Origin of the sequence: Enterobacter sp. HMSC16D10, from assembly GCF_001807145.1 — a bacterium.
Classification (GTDB): domain Bacteria; phylum Pseudomonadota; class Gammaproteobacteria; order Enterobacterales; family Enterobacteriaceae; genus Enterobacter; species Enterobacter roggenkampii.
The window spans coordinates 23,607-39,139 of the sequence record NZ_KV787901.1 but is presented as its reverse complement, the minus strand read 5'-3'; the positions used below and the strand labels follow the sequence as shown (position 1 = coordinate 39,139).

At 54.7% G+C, this 15,533-nt stretch carries 19 protein-coding genes; 18 read left to right on the top strand and 1 reads right to left on the bottom strand.

Features of this window, described 5'->3' with window-relative positions:
* Positions 1-36 precede the first annotated feature (36 nt).
* Entirely contained in the window at positions 37-621 is a 585-nt protein-coding gene (locus tag HMPREF3143_RS19020; protein WP_032622831.1) for a Maf family protein, read from the bottom strand.
* 140 nt (positions 622-761) lie between these two features.
* Here HMPREF3143_RS19020 and yceD point away from each other — a divergent pair, with 140 nt between their 5' ends.
* From yceD to thiK, 18 genes are all read left to right on the top strand, one after another.
* Entirely contained in the window at positions 762-1,283 is a 522-nt protein-coding gene (gene yceD / locus HMPREF3143_RS19015) for a 23S rRNA accumulation protein YceD (RefSeq protein ID WP_023327107.1), read from the top strand.
* A gap of 16 nt (positions 1,284-1,299) precedes the next feature.
* Positions 1,300-1,473, top strand: a complete 174-nt coding sequence (gene rpmF, locus HMPREF3143_RS19010; protein WP_003857964.1) for a 50S ribosomal protein L32 — start codon at positions 1,300-1,302, stop codon at positions 1,471-1,473.
* An 80-nt stretch (positions 1,474-1,553) separates the two neighbouring features.
* Positions 1,554-2,588 carry a phosphate acyltransferase PlsX gene (gene plsX / locus HMPREF3143_RS19005; protein WP_021240758.1) on the top strand — a complete coding sequence of 345 codons (1,035 nt, stop codon included), beginning with the start codon at positions 1,554-1,556 and terminating at the stop codon, positions 2,586-2,588.
* A 6-nt stretch (positions 2,589-2,594) separates the two neighbouring features.
* A complete protein-coding gene (locus tag HMPREF3143_RS19000) occupies positions 2,595-3,548 on the top strand; it encodes a beta-ketoacyl-ACP synthase III (protein ID WP_070534086.1) in 954 nt (317 codons plus the stop codon).
* A 15-nt stretch (positions 3,549-3,563) separates the two neighbouring features.
* Positions 3,564-4,493, top strand: coding sequence for an ACP S-malonyltransferase (gene fabD / locus HMPREF3143_RS18995; protein ID WP_070534085.1), 930 nt, complete (start codon positions 3,564-3,566; stop codon positions 4,491-4,493).
* A 12-nt stretch (positions 4,494-4,505) separates the two neighbouring features.
* Positions 4,506-5,240 carry a 3-oxoacyl-ACP reductase FabG gene (gene fabG / locus HMPREF3143_RS18990; RefSeq protein WP_008500795.1) on the top strand — a complete coding sequence of 245 codons (735 nt, stop codon included), beginning with the start codon at positions 4,506-4,508 and terminating at the stop codon, positions 5,238-5,240.
* Positions 5,241-5,394: 154 nt separating this feature from the next.
* Positions 5,395-5,631, top strand: coding sequence for an acyl carrier protein (gene acpP / locus HMPREF3143_RS18985; protein WP_003857954.1), 237 nt, complete (start codon positions 5,395-5,397; stop codon positions 5,629-5,631).
* Positions 5,632-5,722: 91 nt separating this feature from the next.
* A complete protein-coding gene (gene fabF, locus HMPREF3143_RS18980; protein WP_008500794.1) occupies positions 5,723-6,964 on the top strand; it encodes a beta-ketoacyl-ACP synthase II in 1,242 nt (413 codons plus the stop codon).
* A gap of 121 nt (positions 6,965-7,085) precedes the next feature.
* Positions 7,086-7,895 (top strand): aminodeoxychorismate lyase, encoded by an 810-nt coding sequence (gene pabC / locus HMPREF3143_RS18975; RefSeq protein ID WP_023327109.1) that lies wholly within the window; start codon positions 7,086-7,088, stop codon positions 7,893-7,895.
* A gap of 2 nt (positions 7,896-7,897) precedes the next feature.
* The gene (yceG, locus tag HMPREF3143_RS18970; RefSeq protein WP_045334661.1) at positions 7,898-8,920 is read left to right on the top strand and encodes a cell division protein YceG; all 1,023 of its coding nucleotides are present in this window, start codon (positions 7,898-7,900) and stop codon (positions 8,918-8,920) included.
* Positions 8,910-9,551, top strand: a complete 642-nt coding sequence (gene tmk, locus HMPREF3143_RS18965) for a dTMP kinase (protein WP_008500791.1) — start codon at positions 8,910-8,912, stop codon at positions 9,549-9,551. The genes yceG and tmk overlap by 11 nt, the downstream gene beginning before the upstream one ends.
* Positions 9,548-10,552 (top strand): DNA polymerase III subunit delta', encoded by a 1,005-nt coding sequence (holB, locus tag HMPREF3143_RS18960; RefSeq protein ID WP_070534084.1) that lies wholly within the window; start codon positions 9,548-9,550, stop codon positions 10,550-10,552. Before tmk ends, holB begins: the two co-directional genes overlap by 4 nt.
* A gap of 10 nt (positions 10,553-10,562) precedes the next feature.
* Positions 10,563-11,357, top strand: a complete 795-nt coding sequence (locus HMPREF3143_RS18955; RefSeq protein WP_008500789.1) for a metal-dependent hydrolase — start codon at positions 10,563-10,565, stop codon at positions 11,355-11,357.
* Positions 11,358-11,654: 297 nt separating this feature from the next.
* Positions 11,655-13,088, top strand: coding sequence for a PTS glucose transporter subunit IIBC (gene ptsG, locus HMPREF3143_RS18950; protein ID WP_008500788.1), 1,434 nt, complete (start codon positions 11,655-11,657; stop codon positions 13,086-13,088).
* A 246-nt stretch (positions 13,089-13,334) separates the two neighbouring features.
* On the top strand, positions 13,335-13,694 hold the full coding sequence (gene hinT, locus HMPREF3143_RS18945; RefSeq protein WP_008500786.1) for a purine nucleoside phosphoramidase: 360 nt from the start codon (positions 13,335-13,337) through the stop codon (positions 13,692-13,694).
* 1 nt (position 13,695) lies between these two features.
* Positions 13,696-14,070 (top strand): YcfL family putative periplasmic lipoprotein, encoded by a 375-nt coding sequence (locus HMPREF3143_RS18940; protein ID WP_008500785.1) that lies wholly within the window; start codon positions 13,696-13,698, stop codon positions 14,068-14,070.
* Between the two features lie 10 nt (positions 14,071-14,080).
* Positions 14,081-14,728: a penicillin-binding protein activator LpoB gene (gene lpoB, locus HMPREF3143_RS18935; RefSeq protein ID WP_045326975.1), complete on the top strand. Its 648-nt coding sequence runs from the start codon at positions 14,081-14,083 to the stop codon at positions 14,726-14,728.
* Positions 14,709-15,521: a thiamine kinase gene (thiK, locus tag HMPREF3143_RS18930; RefSeq protein WP_070534083.1), complete on the top strand. Its 813-nt coding sequence runs from the start codon at positions 14,709-14,711 to the stop codon at positions 15,519-15,521. Before lpoB ends, thiK begins: the two co-directional genes overlap by 20 nt.
* Positions 15,522-15,533 lie beyond the last annotated feature (12 nt).

Below are 15,533 nucleotides of genomic sequence, written 5' to 3'. Positions count from 1 at the left end.
TGTAGGCCGGGTAAGCGCAGCGCCACCCGGCGAAGGTCACATCGTCAGCGGATTACACTCTTCTCGCCGTAACATCTGACACAAGGCAATCAGCGGTAACCCCACCAGGGTGTTCGGATCCCGACCGTCCAGCTTGTCGAACAGCGCAATCCCCAGCCCCTCACTTTTAAAGCTCCCCGCGCAGTTCAGCGGACGCTCACGACGCACATAATCCATAATCTCTTGCTCGCTGAGATGACGGAAGTGTACGTCGAACGGCTCGCACTCGGTTTGCAGATGGCCTGACGCGGCGTTATAGAGGGCGAGGCCCGTATAGAAGGTCACGATAGTACCGCGCGCGCGCAGAAGCTGCTGGCAGGCATTTTCCTCTGTATGCGGCTTGCCGGTGATTTCGCCGTCCAGCACGCAAACCTGATCGGAGCCTATAATCAAATGCGAAGGATAGCGTGCGGCCAGCGACTGCGCCTTCTCCTTAGCAAGACGCGTCACCAGATGGCGCGGTGACTCGCCCGGCTGTGGCGTCTCATCCACGTCTGGTGCAGCGCATTCAAACGGGATCCCGAGCTTTTCCAGCAGCATTCGGCGGTAGGGAGACGTGGAAGCAAGGACGAGATTTGGCATATTTTTATCACCAGATATAGCGTATCGATGCCAGCCATTTTAAACTACAGGCCGCAATGTGTGCGAATAATTGGCAAAAGGCAGCTCTGGTTGCCTTTTTCTTTGACTCTATGACGTTACAAAGTTAATATGCACGCCCTATGCAAAAGGTAAAATTACCCCTGACTCTTGATCCGGTACGTACGGCTCAAAAACGCCTCGATTACGAAGGTATCTATACTTCCGATCAGGCTGAGCGTATTGCCGAATCCGTAGTCAGTGTGGACAGTGATGTAGAATGCTCCATGTCGTTCGCTATCGACAACCAGCGCCTCGCCGTTTTAACCGGTGATGCAAAGGTGACGGTAACGCTCGAGTGTCAGCGTTGCGGGAAACCGTTTATACAGCATGTTCACACAACGTATTGTTTCAGTCCGGTTCGTTCTGACGAACAGGCTGAAGCACTCCCGGAAGCGTATGAGCCGATTGAGGTTAACGAATTCGGTGAAATCGATCTTCTGGCTCTGGTTGAAGATGAAATCATCCTCTCCTTGCCAGTCGTTCCGGTGCATGATTCTGAACACTGTGAAGTGTCCGAGGCGGACATGGTCTTTGGGGAACTGCCTGATGAAGCGCAAAAACCAAACCCATTTGCCGTATTAGCCAGCTTAAAGCGTAAGTAATTGAGGAGTAAGGTCCATGGCCGTACAACAGAATAAACCAACCCGTTCCAAACGTGGCATGCGTCGTTCCCATGACGCGCTGACTGCAGTTACCAGCCTGTCTGTAGACAAGACTTCTGGTGAGAAACACCTGCGTCACCACATCACCGCTGACGGTTTCTACCGCGGCCGCAAGGTTATCACTAAGTAATCACGCGTCAGCGTGATTAGGCTTAGTGAGGAGCTCCCCGTGCAAACGGGGAACTTACCGAACCAGGCTGCGACGATACCTTGACACGTCTAACCCTGGCGTTAGATGTCATGGGGGGAGATTTTGGCCCTTCCGTGACAGTGCCTGCAGCATTGCAGGCACTGAATTCTAATTCGCAACTCACTCTTCTTTTAGTCGGCAATCCCGACGCAATCACGCCATTACTTGCAAAAGCTGACTTTGAACAACGTTCACGTCTGCAGATTATTCCTGCGCAGTCAGTTATTGCCAGTGATGCCCGACCCTCGCAGGCGATTCGCAACAGCCGCGGCAGCTCGATGCGGATAGCGCTGGAGCTGGTGAAAGAAGGACGAGCCCAGGCTTGCGTCAGCGCGGGTAATACCGGCGCGCTGATGGGACTGGCGAAATTGTTGCTCAAACCGATTGACGGTATTGAGCGCCCGGCGCTGGTGACGGTGTTGCCGCATCAGCAGAAGGGCAAGACGGTGGTGCTCGATTTGGGCGCGAACGTCGATTGTGATAGTACAATGCTGGCTCAGTTTGCCGTAATGGGATCGGTGCTGGCAGAAGAAGTGGTCGGGATCAATACTCCCCGTGTTGCGTTACTGAACATTGGTGAAGAAGAGACCAAAGGCCTGGACAGCATTCGCGAAGCAGCTGAATTGCTCAAACAGGTTCCCTCCATCAACTATATTGGTTATCTCGAAGCTAATGAGTTGTTGACGGGTAAAACGGATGTTCTGGTCTGCGATGGCTTCACCGGAAACGTAACGTTGAAGACCATGGAAGGGGTCGTGCGGATGTTTCTTTCTCTGCTGAAATCACAGGGAGAGGGCAAAAAAAGCGCCTGGTGGCTGATTTTATTGAAGCGTTGGTTACAAAAGAGCCTGACGCGGCGATTCAGTCACCTCAACCCCGACCAGTATAATGGCGCCTGTCTGTTAGGATTGCGCGGCATCGTGATTAAGAGTCATGGCGCCGCCAATCAGCGAGCATTTTCTGTCGCCATTGAACAGGCAGTGCAGGCGGTGCAGCGACAAGTCCCTCAGCGGATTGCCGCTCGCCTGGAATCTGTATTAGCTAAAAGTGACTGAGCGTACATGTATACGAAGATTTTAGGTACCGGCAGCTACCTGCCAAAACAAGTGCGTACCAACGCCGATCTGGAAAATATGGTAGATACGTCTGACGAGTGGATTGTCACGCGCACAGGTATCCGTGAACGTCGTATCGCCGCGCCAGACGAAACCGTGTCCACCATGGGTTACGAAGCCGCACAGCGTGCTATCGAGATGGCGGGCATTGATAAAGAACAGATCGGTTTGATCGTGGTGGCCACGACGTCTGCTACACATGCTTTCCCAAGCGCGGCATGCCAGGTGCAGAATATGCTCGGCATTAAAGGTTGCCCGGCGTTTGACGTTGCCGCTGCGTGCGCAGGTTTTACCTATGCGCTGAGCGTTGCCGATCAGTACGTGAAGTCCGGAGCCGTCAAATATGCGCTGGTGATCGGTGCTGACGTGCTGGCGCGTACCTGCGATCCAACCGATCGCGGAACGATCATTATTTTTGGTGATGGTGCGGGCGCGGTGCTGCTGGGGCAGTCCGAAGAGCCGGGTATCATCTCTACGCATCTGCATGCTGATGGCAGCTACGGTGAGCTTTTGACCCTGCCTAACGCCGATCGCGTTAATCCGGACAACTCGATTTATCTGACCATGGCAGGGAACGAGGTGTTCAAGGTGGCGGTGACTGAGCTTGCGCACATTGTTGATGAAACGCTGGAAGCGAATAACCTTGAGCGCTCCGCGCTCGACTGGCTGGTACCGCATCAGGCGAACCTGCGTATCATCAGCGCGACCGCGAAAAAGCTGGGCATGTCGATGGATAACGTTGTGGTGACGCTGGATCGCCACGGCAACACCTCTGCGGCGTCAGTACCGTGCGCATTTGATGAAGCGGTACGCGACGGGCGAATCAAACAGGGCCAGTTGGTCTTGCTTGAAGCCTTCGGTGGCGGGTTCACCTGGGGTTCCGCGCTGGTTCGTTTCTAGGATAAGGAATAAAAAATGACGCAATTTGCTTTTGTGTTCCCGGGTCAGGGCTCTCAAACCGTTGGGATGTTGTCTGAAATGGCAGCACACTATCCGGTCATTGAAGAGACTTTCCGTGAAGCTTCTGATGCACTGGGTTATGATTTATGGGCGCTGACCCAGCAGGGCCCGGCCGAAGAACTGAATAAAACCTGGCAGACACAGCCAGCGCTGCTGACAGCGTCCGTTGCGCTGTGGCGTGTCTGGCAGCAGCAGGGCGGTAAAGCGCCAGCGCTGCTCGCGGGCCATAGTCTGGGTGAATACTCAGCGCTGGTCTGTGCCGGTGTGATCGCGTTTGCTGACGCCGTACGTCTGGTGGAACTGCGCGGTAAATTCATGCAGGAAGCGGTGCCAGAAGGCACAGGTGGCATGTCTGCTATCATCGGTCTGGATGATGCTGCGATTGCAAAAGCGTGTGAAGAATCTGCTGAAGGGCAGGTGGTTTCACCGGTTAACTTCAACTCGCCGGGCCAGGTGGTTATCGCTGGTCATAAAGAAGCGGTTGAGCGTGCCGGTGCTGCCTGTAAAGCTGCTGGCGCGAAACGCGCGCTGCCGCTGCCGGTCAGCGTGCCGTCCCACTGTGCGTTAATGAAGCCAGCCGCCGAGAAACTGGCGGTTGAGCTGGAAAAAATTACGTTTAGCGCACCGACGATTGCCGTTGTGAACAACGTCGATGTGAAATGCGAAACCGCGCCGGAAGCTATCCGCGACGCACTGGTTCGCCAGCTCTACAGCCCGGTACAGTGGACCAAAACCGTTGAGTTTATGGCCGCTCAGGGCGTTGAGCATCTGTATGAAGTCGGCCCAGGGAAAGTCCTCACCGGTCTGACGAAACGTATTGTTGACACCCTGACAGCCTCGGCGATTAACGAGCCGGAAGCGATGTCAGCGGCACTCTCGCAATAAAAGAGGAATACCATGAGTTTTGAAGGAAAAATCGCCCTGGTGACTGGCGCAAGCCGCGGTATCGGGCGTGCAATTGCTGAAACACTGGTTGCGCGCGGCGCGAAGGTGATTGGTACAGCAACCAGCGAGAATGGCGCGCAGGCCATCAGCGAGTATCTGGGTGCGAACGGTAAAGGTCTGGTACTGAATGTGACCGAACCAGCATCTATCGAATCTGTTCTGGAAAATATTCGCGCAGAGTTTGGTGAAGTGGATATTCTGGTCAATAATGCCGGGATCACTCGCGACAACCTTCTGATGCGAATGAAAGATGACGAGTGGAACGATATTATCGAAACCAACCTGTCATCTGTATTCCGTCTGTCAAAAGCGGTAATGCGCGCTATGATGAAAAAGCGTCATGGTCGTATTATCACTGTTGGTTCTGTGGTTGGTACCATGGGAAATGCTGGTCAGGCTAACTACGCTGCGGCGAAAGCAGGTCTGATCGGTTTCAGTAAATCGCTGGCGCGTGAAGTCGCGTCCCGCGGGATTACTGTAAACGTTGTTGCTCCGGGCTTTATTGAAACGGACATGACGCGTGCGCTGACCGATGAGCAGCGTGCGGGTACACTGGCGGCAGTTCCGGCGGGTCGTCTTGGCGACCCTAAAGAAATCGCCAGTGCGGTTGCATTTTTAGCCTCTGACGAAGCGGGTTACATCACTGGTGAGACCCTCCACGTCAACGGCGGGATGTACATGGTTTAATCACGATCGAAAATATTTGCGTTATTAGGGCAAATGGCCTCAAAATAACGTAAAATCGTGGTAAGACCTGCCGGGATTTAGTTGCAAATTTTTCAACATTTTATACACTACGAAAACCATCGCGAAAGCGAGTTTTGATAGGAAATTTAAGAGTATGAGCACTATCGAAGAACGCGTTAAGAAAATTATCGGCGAACAGCTGGGCGTTAAGCAGGAAGAAGTTGTGAACTCCGCTTCCTTCGTTGAAGACCTGGGCGCAGATTCTCTTGACACCGTTGAGCTGGTAATGGCTCTGGAAGAAGAGTTTGATACTGAGATTCCGGACGAAGAAGCTGAGAAAATCACCACCGTTCAGGCTGCCATTGATTACATCAACGGCCACCAGGCGTAAGTGAACATCTCCAGGCGGTCATTCGACCGCCTGAGTTTTATCTTTTTTAGTCCCACGAATCTCTTTTTTTATCCCTCCCTGGAGGACAAACGTGTCTAAGCGTCGTGTAGTTGTGACCGGACTTGGCATGTTGTCTCCTGTCGGCAATACCGTAGAGTCCACCTGGAAAGCTCTCCTTGCCGGTCAGAGCGGCATCAGCCTAATCGACCATTTCGATACTAGCGCCTATGCAACGAAATTTGCTGGCTTAGTAAAGGATTTTAACTGTGAAGAGATCATCTCGCGCAAAGAACAGCGCAAGATGGATGCCTTCATTCAATATGGAATTGTCGCTGGCGTTCAGGCCATGCAGGATTCTGGCCTTGAGATTACGGAAGAGAACGCAACCCGTATCGGCGCTGCTATCGGCTCCGGGATTGGCGGTCTTGGCCTGATCGAGGAAAACCATACATCGCTGATGAATGGCGGACCGCGTAAGATCAGCCCGTTCTTCGTTCCGTCCACGATTGTTAACATGGTGGCAGGTCACCTGACCATTATGTTCGGCCTGCGTGGGCCAAGCATTTCTATCGCTACCGCGTGTACGTCTGGCGTGCATAACATCGGCCAGGCCGCGCGTATCATTGCGTACGGCGATGCAGATGCTATGGTTGCGGGCGGTGCTGAAAAAGCCAGTACCCCATTGGGTGTCGGTGGCTTTGGTGCAGCGCGTGCGCTTTCTACCCGTAACGATAATCCTCAGGCGGCGAGCCGTCCGTGGGATAAAGACCGCGATGGTTTCGTGTTGGGTGACGGGGCAGGTATGCTCGTGCTGGAAGAGTACGAACATGCGAAAAAACGCGGTGCGAAAATTTATGCTGAAGTCGTTGGCTTTGGTATGAGCAGCGATGCTTATCACATGACCTCTCCTCCGGAGAACGGTGCGGGTGCTGCGCTGGCGATGGAAAACGCGATCCGTGATGCGGGTATTACCCCAGCGCAGATTGGCTACGTTAACGCTCACGGTACCTCTACGCCAGCAGGCGACAAAGCTGAAGCGCAGGCTGTGAAGTCTATCTTCGGCGAGTCTGCCAGCCGCGTACTGGTTAGCTCCACGAAATCTATGACCGGTCACCTGCTGGGTGCTGCGGGTGCAGTAGAGTCCATCTACTCTATCCTTGCGCTGCGCGATCAGGCTGTTCCGCCAACCATCAACCTGGATAACCCGGATGAAGGTTGCGATCTGGACTTCGTTCCTCATGAAGCGCGCCAGGTTAGCGGTATGGAGTACACCCTGTGTAACTCCTTCGGCTTTGGCGGCACGAATGGTTCTCTGATCTTCAAAAAGGTCTGAGCCTGACGGCCCGAAAGCTATAAAAAAAGGTCCGCTTGCCGGGCCTTTTTTATTAAGCCTAATCTTCTTGTCGGTTGCATGGCATCCTGCCAGACTAAACGCCCACGCATAAGGAGCCACCATGTTTTTAATTAATGGCCTTGAGCAAGACACGCTGCCGGCAAGCGACAGGGCGACGCAGTTTGGCGATGGCTGCTTTACGACTGCGCGTATTCTGGAAGGCGACGTGTGCTTGCTTGATGCACACCTCCGCCGTTTACAAGACGCCTGCCAGACGTTACTGATCCCTTTTACGCAGTGGGAAATTCTTGAAAATGAGATGCGTCAGCTGGCGTCAGGTAAAACCAGCGGTGTCTTAAAAGTTATCATTAGCCGAGGCAGCGGTGGGCGGGGGTACAGCGGTGCCGCCTGTCAGCATCCAACACGTATTCTCTCTGTTTCAGCTTATCCTGCTCACTATGCGCGCTGGCGTGAAGAGGGCGTGACGTTGACGCTGAGCCCGGTGCGGCTGGGGCGAAACCCGATGCTTGCCGGACTAAAACATCTTAATCGCCTGGAACAAGTGCTTATTCGTACTCATCTTGAACAGACGGACGCCGATGAGGCGCTAGTCCTTGACAGTGAAGGGCGCATTACGGAATGCTGTGCGGCTAATTTATTCTGGCGTAAGGGGCGCGACGTCTTTACGCCTTCGCTGGCGCAGGCTGGCGTTAACGGCATCATGCGCCAGTTTTGTTTACAGCAGCTCGCACGTTCAGACTTTCGCATTGTCGAAGTTTGCGCAGGAGAAGACGCGCTACATACCGCCGATGAAGTCGTTATCTGCAATGCGTTGATGCCTGTTATCGCCGTCCGTGCGTATGACCAACAGCGCTGGTCTTCGCGCGAGCTGTTCCAGTTTTTAGCCCCGATATGTGAGCAAACCAGATAGTCATGAAGAAAATGTTGCGTTTTGTCCTTCTCCTTATTATTGCGCTGGGCATTGCTGGCGGAGCGGGAGTATGGAAAGTCCGCCAGCTGGCGAACAGTAAAATCTTGATTAAAGACGAGACGATTTTTACCCTGAAAGCCGGTACCGGGCGGATGGCGCTGGGCGAGCAGCTTTACGGGGATAAAATCATTAACCGTCCTCGTGTGTTCCAGTGGTTATTGCGTATTGAGCCTGATCTATCTCACTTCAAGGCCGGTACCTACCGCTTTACGCCCGGCATGACAGTCAGAGAGATGCTGCAACTGCTGGAAAGCGGTAAAGAAGCCCAGTTCCCGCTGCGTTTTGTCGAAGGTATGCGCCTGAGCGATTACCTCAAACAGCTGCGCGATGCGCCGTATATCAAACATACCCTGAAGGACGACAGCTACCAGACGGTGGCCGACGTGCTCAAGTTTGAGCATCCCGAGTGGGTAGAGGGCTGGTTCTGGCCGGATACCTGGATGTACACCGCAGGCACGACCGATGTGGCGATCCTGAAGCGGGCACACAAAAAAATGGTCGCCGCCGTGGATGCCGCCTGGGAAGGGCGAATGGATGGCTTACCCTATAAAGATAAAAACGAGTTTGTCACCATGGCCTCGATTATCGAAAAAGAAACCGCCGTTGCCGCCGAGCGCGATCGGGTGGCGTCAGTATTTATCAATCGTCTGCGCATTGGTATGCGCCTGCAAACCGACCCTACCGTCATCTACGGCATGGGAGAGAACTATACGGGCAAGATTTCCAGAAAAGATCTGGAAACGCCAACGGCGTATAATACCTACGTGATTAGCGGTTTACCGCCTGGCCCGATTGCCACGCCGAGCGAGGCTTCTCTCAAAGCCGCCGCGCACCCGGCGAAAACACCGTATCTCTATTTTGTGGCTGATGGAAAAGGGGGGCATACCTTTAACACCAACCTTGCCAGCCACAATCGCTCTGTTCAGGACTATCTGAAGGCACTTAAGGAAAAAAATGCGCAGTAAATACATTGTCATTGAGGGACTCGAAGGGGCGGGTAAAACCACTGCCCGCAACGTAGTGGTGGACACGCTGAAATCGCTTGGCGTCGCCGACATGGTCTTCACCCGCGAGCCGGGCGGTACACAACTTGCGGAGAAACTGCGCAGCCTGGTGCTGGATATTAAATCCGTTGGCGACGAAGTTATCACTGACAAAGCCGAAGTGTTGATGTTCTACGCGGCGCGCGTACAGCTGGTTGAGACGGTGATCAAACCCGCGTTGGCCGAGGGTAAATGGGTGATCGGCGATCGCCACGATCTGTCGACTCAGGCCTACCAGGGCGGGGGACGCGGTATTGACCAGACGATGCTGGCAACGCTGCGCGATGCCGTACTGGGTGATTTTCGCCCCGACCTGACCCTCTATCTGGATGTTACGCCGGAAGTGGGCCTCAAACGCGCCCGCGCGCGCGGCGAGCTGGACCGCATTGAACAAGAGTCCTTTGATTTCTTTAACCGCACCCGTGCGCGCTATCTTGAGCTGGCGGCACAGGATAGCGCTATTCGTACCATCGATGCGACGCAGTCGCTGGATGACGTCACGCACAACATCCAGCAGACCGTTACGCAGTGGGTACAGGAGCAGCAGGCATGAAATGGTATCCATGGTTGCGTCCGCACTTTGAGCAGCTGATCGGCAGCTATCAGGCGGGGCGGGGGCATCATGCGTTACTGATTCAGGCATTGCCAGGGATGGGGGATGAGGCGTTAATTTATGCCCTCACCCGTTTTCTGATGTGCCAGCAGCCGGAAGGGCACAAAAGCTGTGGTAAGTGCCGCGGCTGCCAGCTGATGCAGGCGGGCACACATCCTGACTACTACACCCTTGAGCCTGAGAAGGGCAAGAGCGCGCTGGGTATTGATGCCGTGCGTGAGGTCAGTGAAAAATTGTACGAACATGCGCGTCTGGGTGGCGCTAAGGTCGTCTTGCTCAAAGACGCCACCCTGCTGACCGAGGCGGCGGCTAACGCCCTGCTTAAGACTCTTGAAGAGCCGCCGGAAAAAACGTGGTTTTTCCTCTCGTGCCGCGATCCGGGACGATTGCTGGCGACGTTGCGCAGCCGCTGCCGTCTTCATCACCTTGCGGTGCCTCAGGAATCATGGGCGCTGAGCTGGCTGGAGCGAGAGGTGACAACGTCACCTGAAAGTGCGCTGTCCGCCTTGCGCCTGAGTAGCGGCGCGCCCGCGGCGGCGCTGGCCTTGCTGCAACCTAACGTCTGGTCACAGCGAGAAGCGCTCTGCCGGGCCGTTGAAGCGGCGCTGAATAACAACGACTGGCTAAGCTTACTCCCGACACTTAACAGCGATAGTGCCGTTGAGCGTCTGCACTGGCTGGCCGCGTTGCTGCTGGATGCCCTTAAAATTCAGCAAGGGGCAACGCTGCTGACTAACCCTGACGCGTGGCCACTGGTGAGTACGCTGGCGAACCGCCTCTCCGGCGCGATTCTTCACGCGATGCTTCATGAAGTTTGCCAGAGCCGCGAACGGCTTTTAACCGTGACGGGTCTTAATCGCGAGCTTTTACTGACCGACCAGTTACTGCGTATTGAACATTACCTGCAACCCGGCGTCACACCGCCAGTTTCCCATCTCTGAGAGAGACATTATGTTTTTAGTCGACTCACACTGCCATCTTGATGGCCTGGATTATCAATCCCTGCATAAAAACGTGGATGACGTGCTGGAAAAAGCCGCTGCCCGCGATGTGAAATTCTGCCTTGCGGTGGCGACGACGCTGCCGGGTTATCGCACCATGCGTGAGCTGGTGGGCGTTCGCGACAACGTGGTGTTCTCCTGCGGCGTGCATCCGCTGAATCAGGACGAGGCGTATGACGTTGAGGAACTGCGCCGACTGGCTGCAGAAGAGGGCGTGGTGGCGATGGGGGAGACCGGCCTGGACTATTTTTACACGCCGGAAACGAAACCGCGACAGCAGGAGTCCTTCCGCCATCATATCCGCATTGGCCGCGAACTGAACAAGCCGGTCATTGTGCATACCCGCGATGCGCGTGCCGATACCCTGGCGATCCTTCGGGAAGAAAACGTGACGGATTGCGGTGGCGTACTACACTGTTTCACAGAAGACAGAGAAACGGCGGGTAAACTGCTTGATTTAGGGTTTTATATTTCGTTTTCCGGGATCGTGACGTTCCGTAACGCTGAGCAGCTCCGGGATGCCGCGCGTTATGTTCCGCTCGATCGCATTCTGGTGGAGACAGACTCTCCGTATCTGGCCCCGGTTCCGCATCGCGGTAAAGAGAACCAACCGGCGATGACGCGAGACGTGGCTGAGTACATGGCCGTACTGAAGGGCGTCAGCATCGAAGAGCTGGCCCGCGTGACCACGGAAAACTTCTCAACGCTGTTCCATATTGACCCCGCCCGCCTGCAATCTGTCTGATACACCTGTTTTTTTTAGGCTCGTAATTAATAAATAAAACGAGTAAAGTTCACCGCCTCATTTGGGGCGGTGAGGGGGTTTTTAGACACATCCGGACATGCTTTTTGTAAATAACTGAAAGTTTTTCGACCGCCTTAAGCTGAAACGTGATAGCCGTCAAACAAACTCAGAGGGAATTATTTTACTCTGTGTAATAAATAAAGGGCGCTTAGATGTCCTGTCCACGGCACGGTACTCCCCCCGGGCCAATGCGTGAAAGCGTAAAAAAAGCACAAATACTCAGGAGCACTCTCAATTATGTTTAAGAATGCATTTGCTAACCTGCAAAAGGTCGGTAAATCGCTGATGCTGCCAGTATCCGTACTGCCTATCGCAGGTATCCTGCTGGGTGTCGGTTCTGCTAACTTCAGCTGGCTGCCAGCCGTAGTGTCCCATGTGATGGCCGAAGCAGGCGGTTCTGTCTTTGCTAACATGCCACTGATCTTCGCGATCGGTGTGGCTCTGGGCTTCACCAATAACGACGGCGTATCTGCGCTGGCTGCAGTGGTTGCTTACGGCATCATGGTGAAAACCATGGCTGTGGTTGCGCCGCTGGTTCTGCATTTACCGGCAGAAGAGATCGCCGCGAAACACCTAGCGGACACCGGTGTTCTGGGCGGTATCATTTCCGGTGCGATTGCAGCGTACATGTTCAACCGCTTCTATCGCATCAAGCTGCCTGAGTACCTGGGCTTCTTCGCGGGCAAGCGTTTCGTTCCGATCATCTCTGGTCTGGCAGCGATTTTCACTGGCGTGATCCTGTCCTTCATCTGGCCACCAATCGGCTCCGCTATCCAGACCTTCTCTCAGTGGGCTGCTTACCAGAACCCGGTTGTGGCGTTTGGTATCTACGGCTTCATCGAGCGTTGCCTGGTGCCATTCGGTCTGCACCACATCTGGAACGTTCCATTCCAGATGCAAATTGGTGAATTCACCAACGCAGCAGGCCAGGTATTCCACGGCGATATCCCACGTTACATGGCGGGTGACCCAACTGCAGGTAAACTGTCTGGTGGCTTCCTGTTCAAAATGTACGGTCTGCCAGCAGCGGCGATTGCTATCTGGCACTCTGCTAAGCCAGAGAACCGTGCAAAAGTGGGCGGTATCATGATCTCCGCAGCGCTGACCTCGTTCCTGACCGGTATCACCGAGCCGATCGAGTTCTCCTTCATGTTCGTTGCGCCGATCCTGTACGTTATCCACGCGATTCTGGCGGGCCTGGCGTTCCCAATCTGTATTCTGCTGGGTATGCGTGACGGTACGTCCTTCTCTCACGGTCTGATCGACTTCATCGTTCTGTCCGGTAACAGCAGCAAACTGTGGCTGTTCCCAATCGTGGGTGCGTGCTATGCCGTTGTTTACTACACCATCTTCCGCGTGCTGATTAAAGCACTGGACCTGAAAACCCCAGGCCGTGAAGATGCGACAGAAGACAGCAAAGCTGGCGCGACCAGCGAAATGGCTCCGGCACTGGTTGCCGCGTTCGGCGGTAAAGAGAACATCACTAACCTGGACGCGTGCATCACTCGTCTGCGTGTGAGCGTTGCCGACGTCGCGAAAGTAGACCAGCCGGGTCTGAAAAAACTGGGCGCAGCGGGCGTGGTTGTTGCAGGTTCTGGTGTACAGGCAATTTTCGGTACGAAATCCGATAACCTGAAAACCGAAATGGATGAATACATCCGCAACAACTAAGCTGTGACCTGGGGAGACTAAGGCAGCCGAATGGCTGCCTTTTTTATTTCTGTCTTAAAAAAATGCAGCAGCACGCTTTAACGGTCACTCTTCGTTCAGCTGATGAATATTCAGGAAAGAAATCGAGGGAGGAGGTTGAAAGGACAGGAGAAACTCGCTCATACTCTTGAATTGTGTCACGCACTCAACCAGAGCGTGTGTTAACAGCAATTGCTCGCGCCAGATTAAACAAAAAAGGAAAAGGTCATGGCTGAAGAAACGATTTTCAGTAAAATTATCCGTCGCGAAATCCCGTCGGATATCGTCTATCAGGATGAACTGGTAACGGCTTTCCGGGATATTTCCCCTCAGGCCCCGACGCACGTCCTTATAATTCCCAATATTCTGATTCCGACCGTAAACGACGTAAAAACCGAGCATGAAGTGGCGTTAGGTCGTATGCTGACGGTGGCCGCGAAAATCGCTGAACAGGAAGGCATTGCAGAAGACGGTTACCGTCTGATCATGAACTGCAACCGTCATGGTGGTCAGGAAGTTTATCATATTCACATGCATCTGCTGGGTGGACGTCCTCTGGGGCCGATGCTGGCACATAAAGGTCTTTGATATGCGTAAAGGGCGTATTGCAGCGCTGGTATTGACGATGATGATTGTGGGGTGCAGCTCGCGCCCGGCGATCCCCGTGAATGATGAACAGACGCTGGTGATGGAATCCTCCGTGCTTGCCGCGGGCATCACGGCGCAACAACCCGTGCTGACCATCAGTGAAATCAATTCCTCTGCCTCCTCTACGCTCTTTAATGAAAGACATGAACCCGTGACGGTCCACTACCGTTTTTTCTGGTATGACGTAAGAGGTCTTGAAATGCATCCGCTGGAGGCGCCGCGCAGCGTCACCATTCCGGCCAGATCGTCGGTAACGCTCTATGGCAGCGCCAACTATCTGGGTGCGCATAAGGTGAGACTTTATCTTTATCTCTAAGGGGTGAACCTTGATTAAAAACTTGAGCCGCTATGCGCTCGTGACAGCTTTCGCGCTGTTCCTGGCGGGGTGTGTGACCCGAACTGAACAGCCAGCGCCTGTGGAAGAGGCGAAACCGGGCACTGAACAGCCGACACAGCCAACGCAGCCGCAGCCAACCGTGCCGTCCGTACCGTCTATACCGGCACAGCCAGGTCCGATCGAGCATCCAGACCAGACGTCGCAGCCCACGCCGCGCGTGCGCCATTACGACTGGAACGGCGCAATGCAGCCCATGGTCGGCAAAATGCTGCAGGCACAGGGCGTGACGGCAGGTAGCGTGTTGCTGGTTGATAGCGTGAACAACCGTACCAACGGTTCGCTGAACGCGGGTGAAGCGACAGAAACGCTGCGCAATGCGCTGGCAAACAACGGTAAGTTTACGCTGGTCTCGGCCCAGCAGCTCGCGGTAGCCAAACAGCAGCTGGGCCTGTCGCCGCAGGATAGTCTCGGCACACGCAGCAAGGCGATCGGCATTGCCCGTAACGTTGGCGCACAGTATGTGCTGTACTCTAACGCCACCGGTAACGTGAATACGCCGGCCCTGCAGATGCAGCTGATGCTGGTTCAGACAGGCGAAATTATCTGGTCAGGTAAAGGTGCGGTTACGCAACAATGACAGCACGCGTGAAGAGATTCTGACGCGCTATTTTCCTCAGTACCGCCTTATCGCGCCGCAGGCCCACTCCGGGCTTGGCGGCGCGAGTTGCATTATAGCGCAGGGGGAACGACGCCTGGTCTTGCGGCAACATCACGACCCCTATGCGCCTGCCTCCCATTTCCGTCGTCAGTTTCGCGCCCTGAGGCGTCTTCCGTCAGATCTCGTGCCTGCCCCCCGTTTTTTCAGAGAGGGCTGGATGGCCGTCGACTATCTGGACGGTGACGTGAAAAGCGCGCTGCCGGACACGCCGGCGCTCGTGGCAATGCTGTATCATCTGCACCGGCAGCCACGACTGGGATGGCGAATCACGCTATACCCGCTGCTTGAACGCTACTGGCAGCAGGCCGCGCCTGACAGACGCACTCCAGTGTGGCGGGCACATCTCAAGCGGTTGCGTAAAGCAGGCGAGCCGCAGCCGATTCGGCTATCGCCGCTGCACATGGATGTTCATGCCGGAAATATTGTGCATACGGCAGAGGGCATCAGGCTCATCGACTGGGAATACGCCGGAGATGGCGATGTGGCGCTGGAGCTGGCGGCAGTCTGGACGGAGAGCGACGACGCGCGGCAGACGCTTATCAGGAACTACGCCGAGGTGGCGCACATTGACGCCGACGCGCTGAGGCGTCAGGTCAAACGCTGGCGGCCATGGGTCGTCATGTTAATGGCTGGCTGGTTTGAAATGCGCTATCAGCAGTCAAGAGACAAACATTTTATTGCGCTGGCAGACGATGCCTGGCGTCAGTTATAAACGAAAGGATAA

Bases quoted from the DNA above. Each gene is read 5' to 3' on its own strand.
- yceD (WP_023327107.1), top strand. From the start codon at position 762: ATGCAAAAGGTAAAATTACCCCTGACTCTTGATCCGGTACGTACGGCT.
- HMPREF3143_RS19000 (WP_070534086.1), top strand. From the start codon at position 2,595: ATGTATACGAAGATTTTAGGTACCGGCAGCTACCTGCCAAAACAAGTG.
- HMPREF3143_RS18955 (WP_008500789.1), top strand. From the start codon at position 10,563: ATGTTTTTAGTCGACTCACACTGCCATCTTGATGGCCTGGATTATCAA.
- hinT (WP_008500786.1), top strand. From the start codon at position 13,335: ATGGCTGAAGAAACGATTTTCAGTAAAATTATCCGTCGCGAAATCCCG.
- fabG (WP_008500795.1), top strand. From the start codon at position 4,506: ATGAGTTTTGAAGGAAAAATCGCCCTGGTGACTGGCGCAAGCCGCGGT.
- rpmF (WP_003857964.1), top strand. From the start codon at position 1,300: ATGGCCGTACAACAGAATAAACCAACCCGTTCCAAACGTGGCATGCGT.
- tmk (WP_008500791.1), top strand. From the start codon at position 8,910: ATGCGCAGTAAATACATTGTCATTGAGGGACTCGAAGGGGCGGGTAAA.
- yceG (WP_045334661.1), top strand. From the start codon at position 7,898: ATGAAGAAAATGTTGCGTTTTGTCCTTCTCCTTATTATTGCGCTGGGC.
- ptsG (WP_008500788.1), top strand. From the start codon at position 11,655: ATGTTTAAGAATGCATTTGCTAACCTGCAAAAGGTCGGTAAATCGCTG.
- holB (WP_070534084.1), top strand. From the start codon at position 9,548: ATGAAATGGTATCCATGGTTGCGTCCGCACTTTGAGCAGCTGATCGGC.
- acpP (WP_003857954.1), top strand. From the start codon at position 5,395: ATGAGCACTATCGAAGAACGCGTTAAGAAAATTATCGGCGAACAGCTG.
- HMPREF3143_RS18940 (WP_008500785.1), top strand. From the start codon at position 13,696: ATGCGTAAAGGGCGTATTGCAGCGCTGGTATTGACGATGATGATTGTG.
- pabC (WP_023327109.1), top strand. From the start codon at position 7,086: ATGTTTTTAATTAATGGCCTTGAGCAAGACACGCTGCCGGCAAGCGAC.
- fabD (WP_070534085.1), top strand. From the start codon at position 3,564: ATGACGCAATTTGCTTTTGTGTTCCCGGGTCAGGGCTCTCAAACCGTT.
- HMPREF3143_RS19020 (WP_032622831.1), bottom strand. From the start codon at position 621: ATGCCAAATCTCGTCCTTGCTTCCACGTCTCCCTACCGCCGAATGCTG.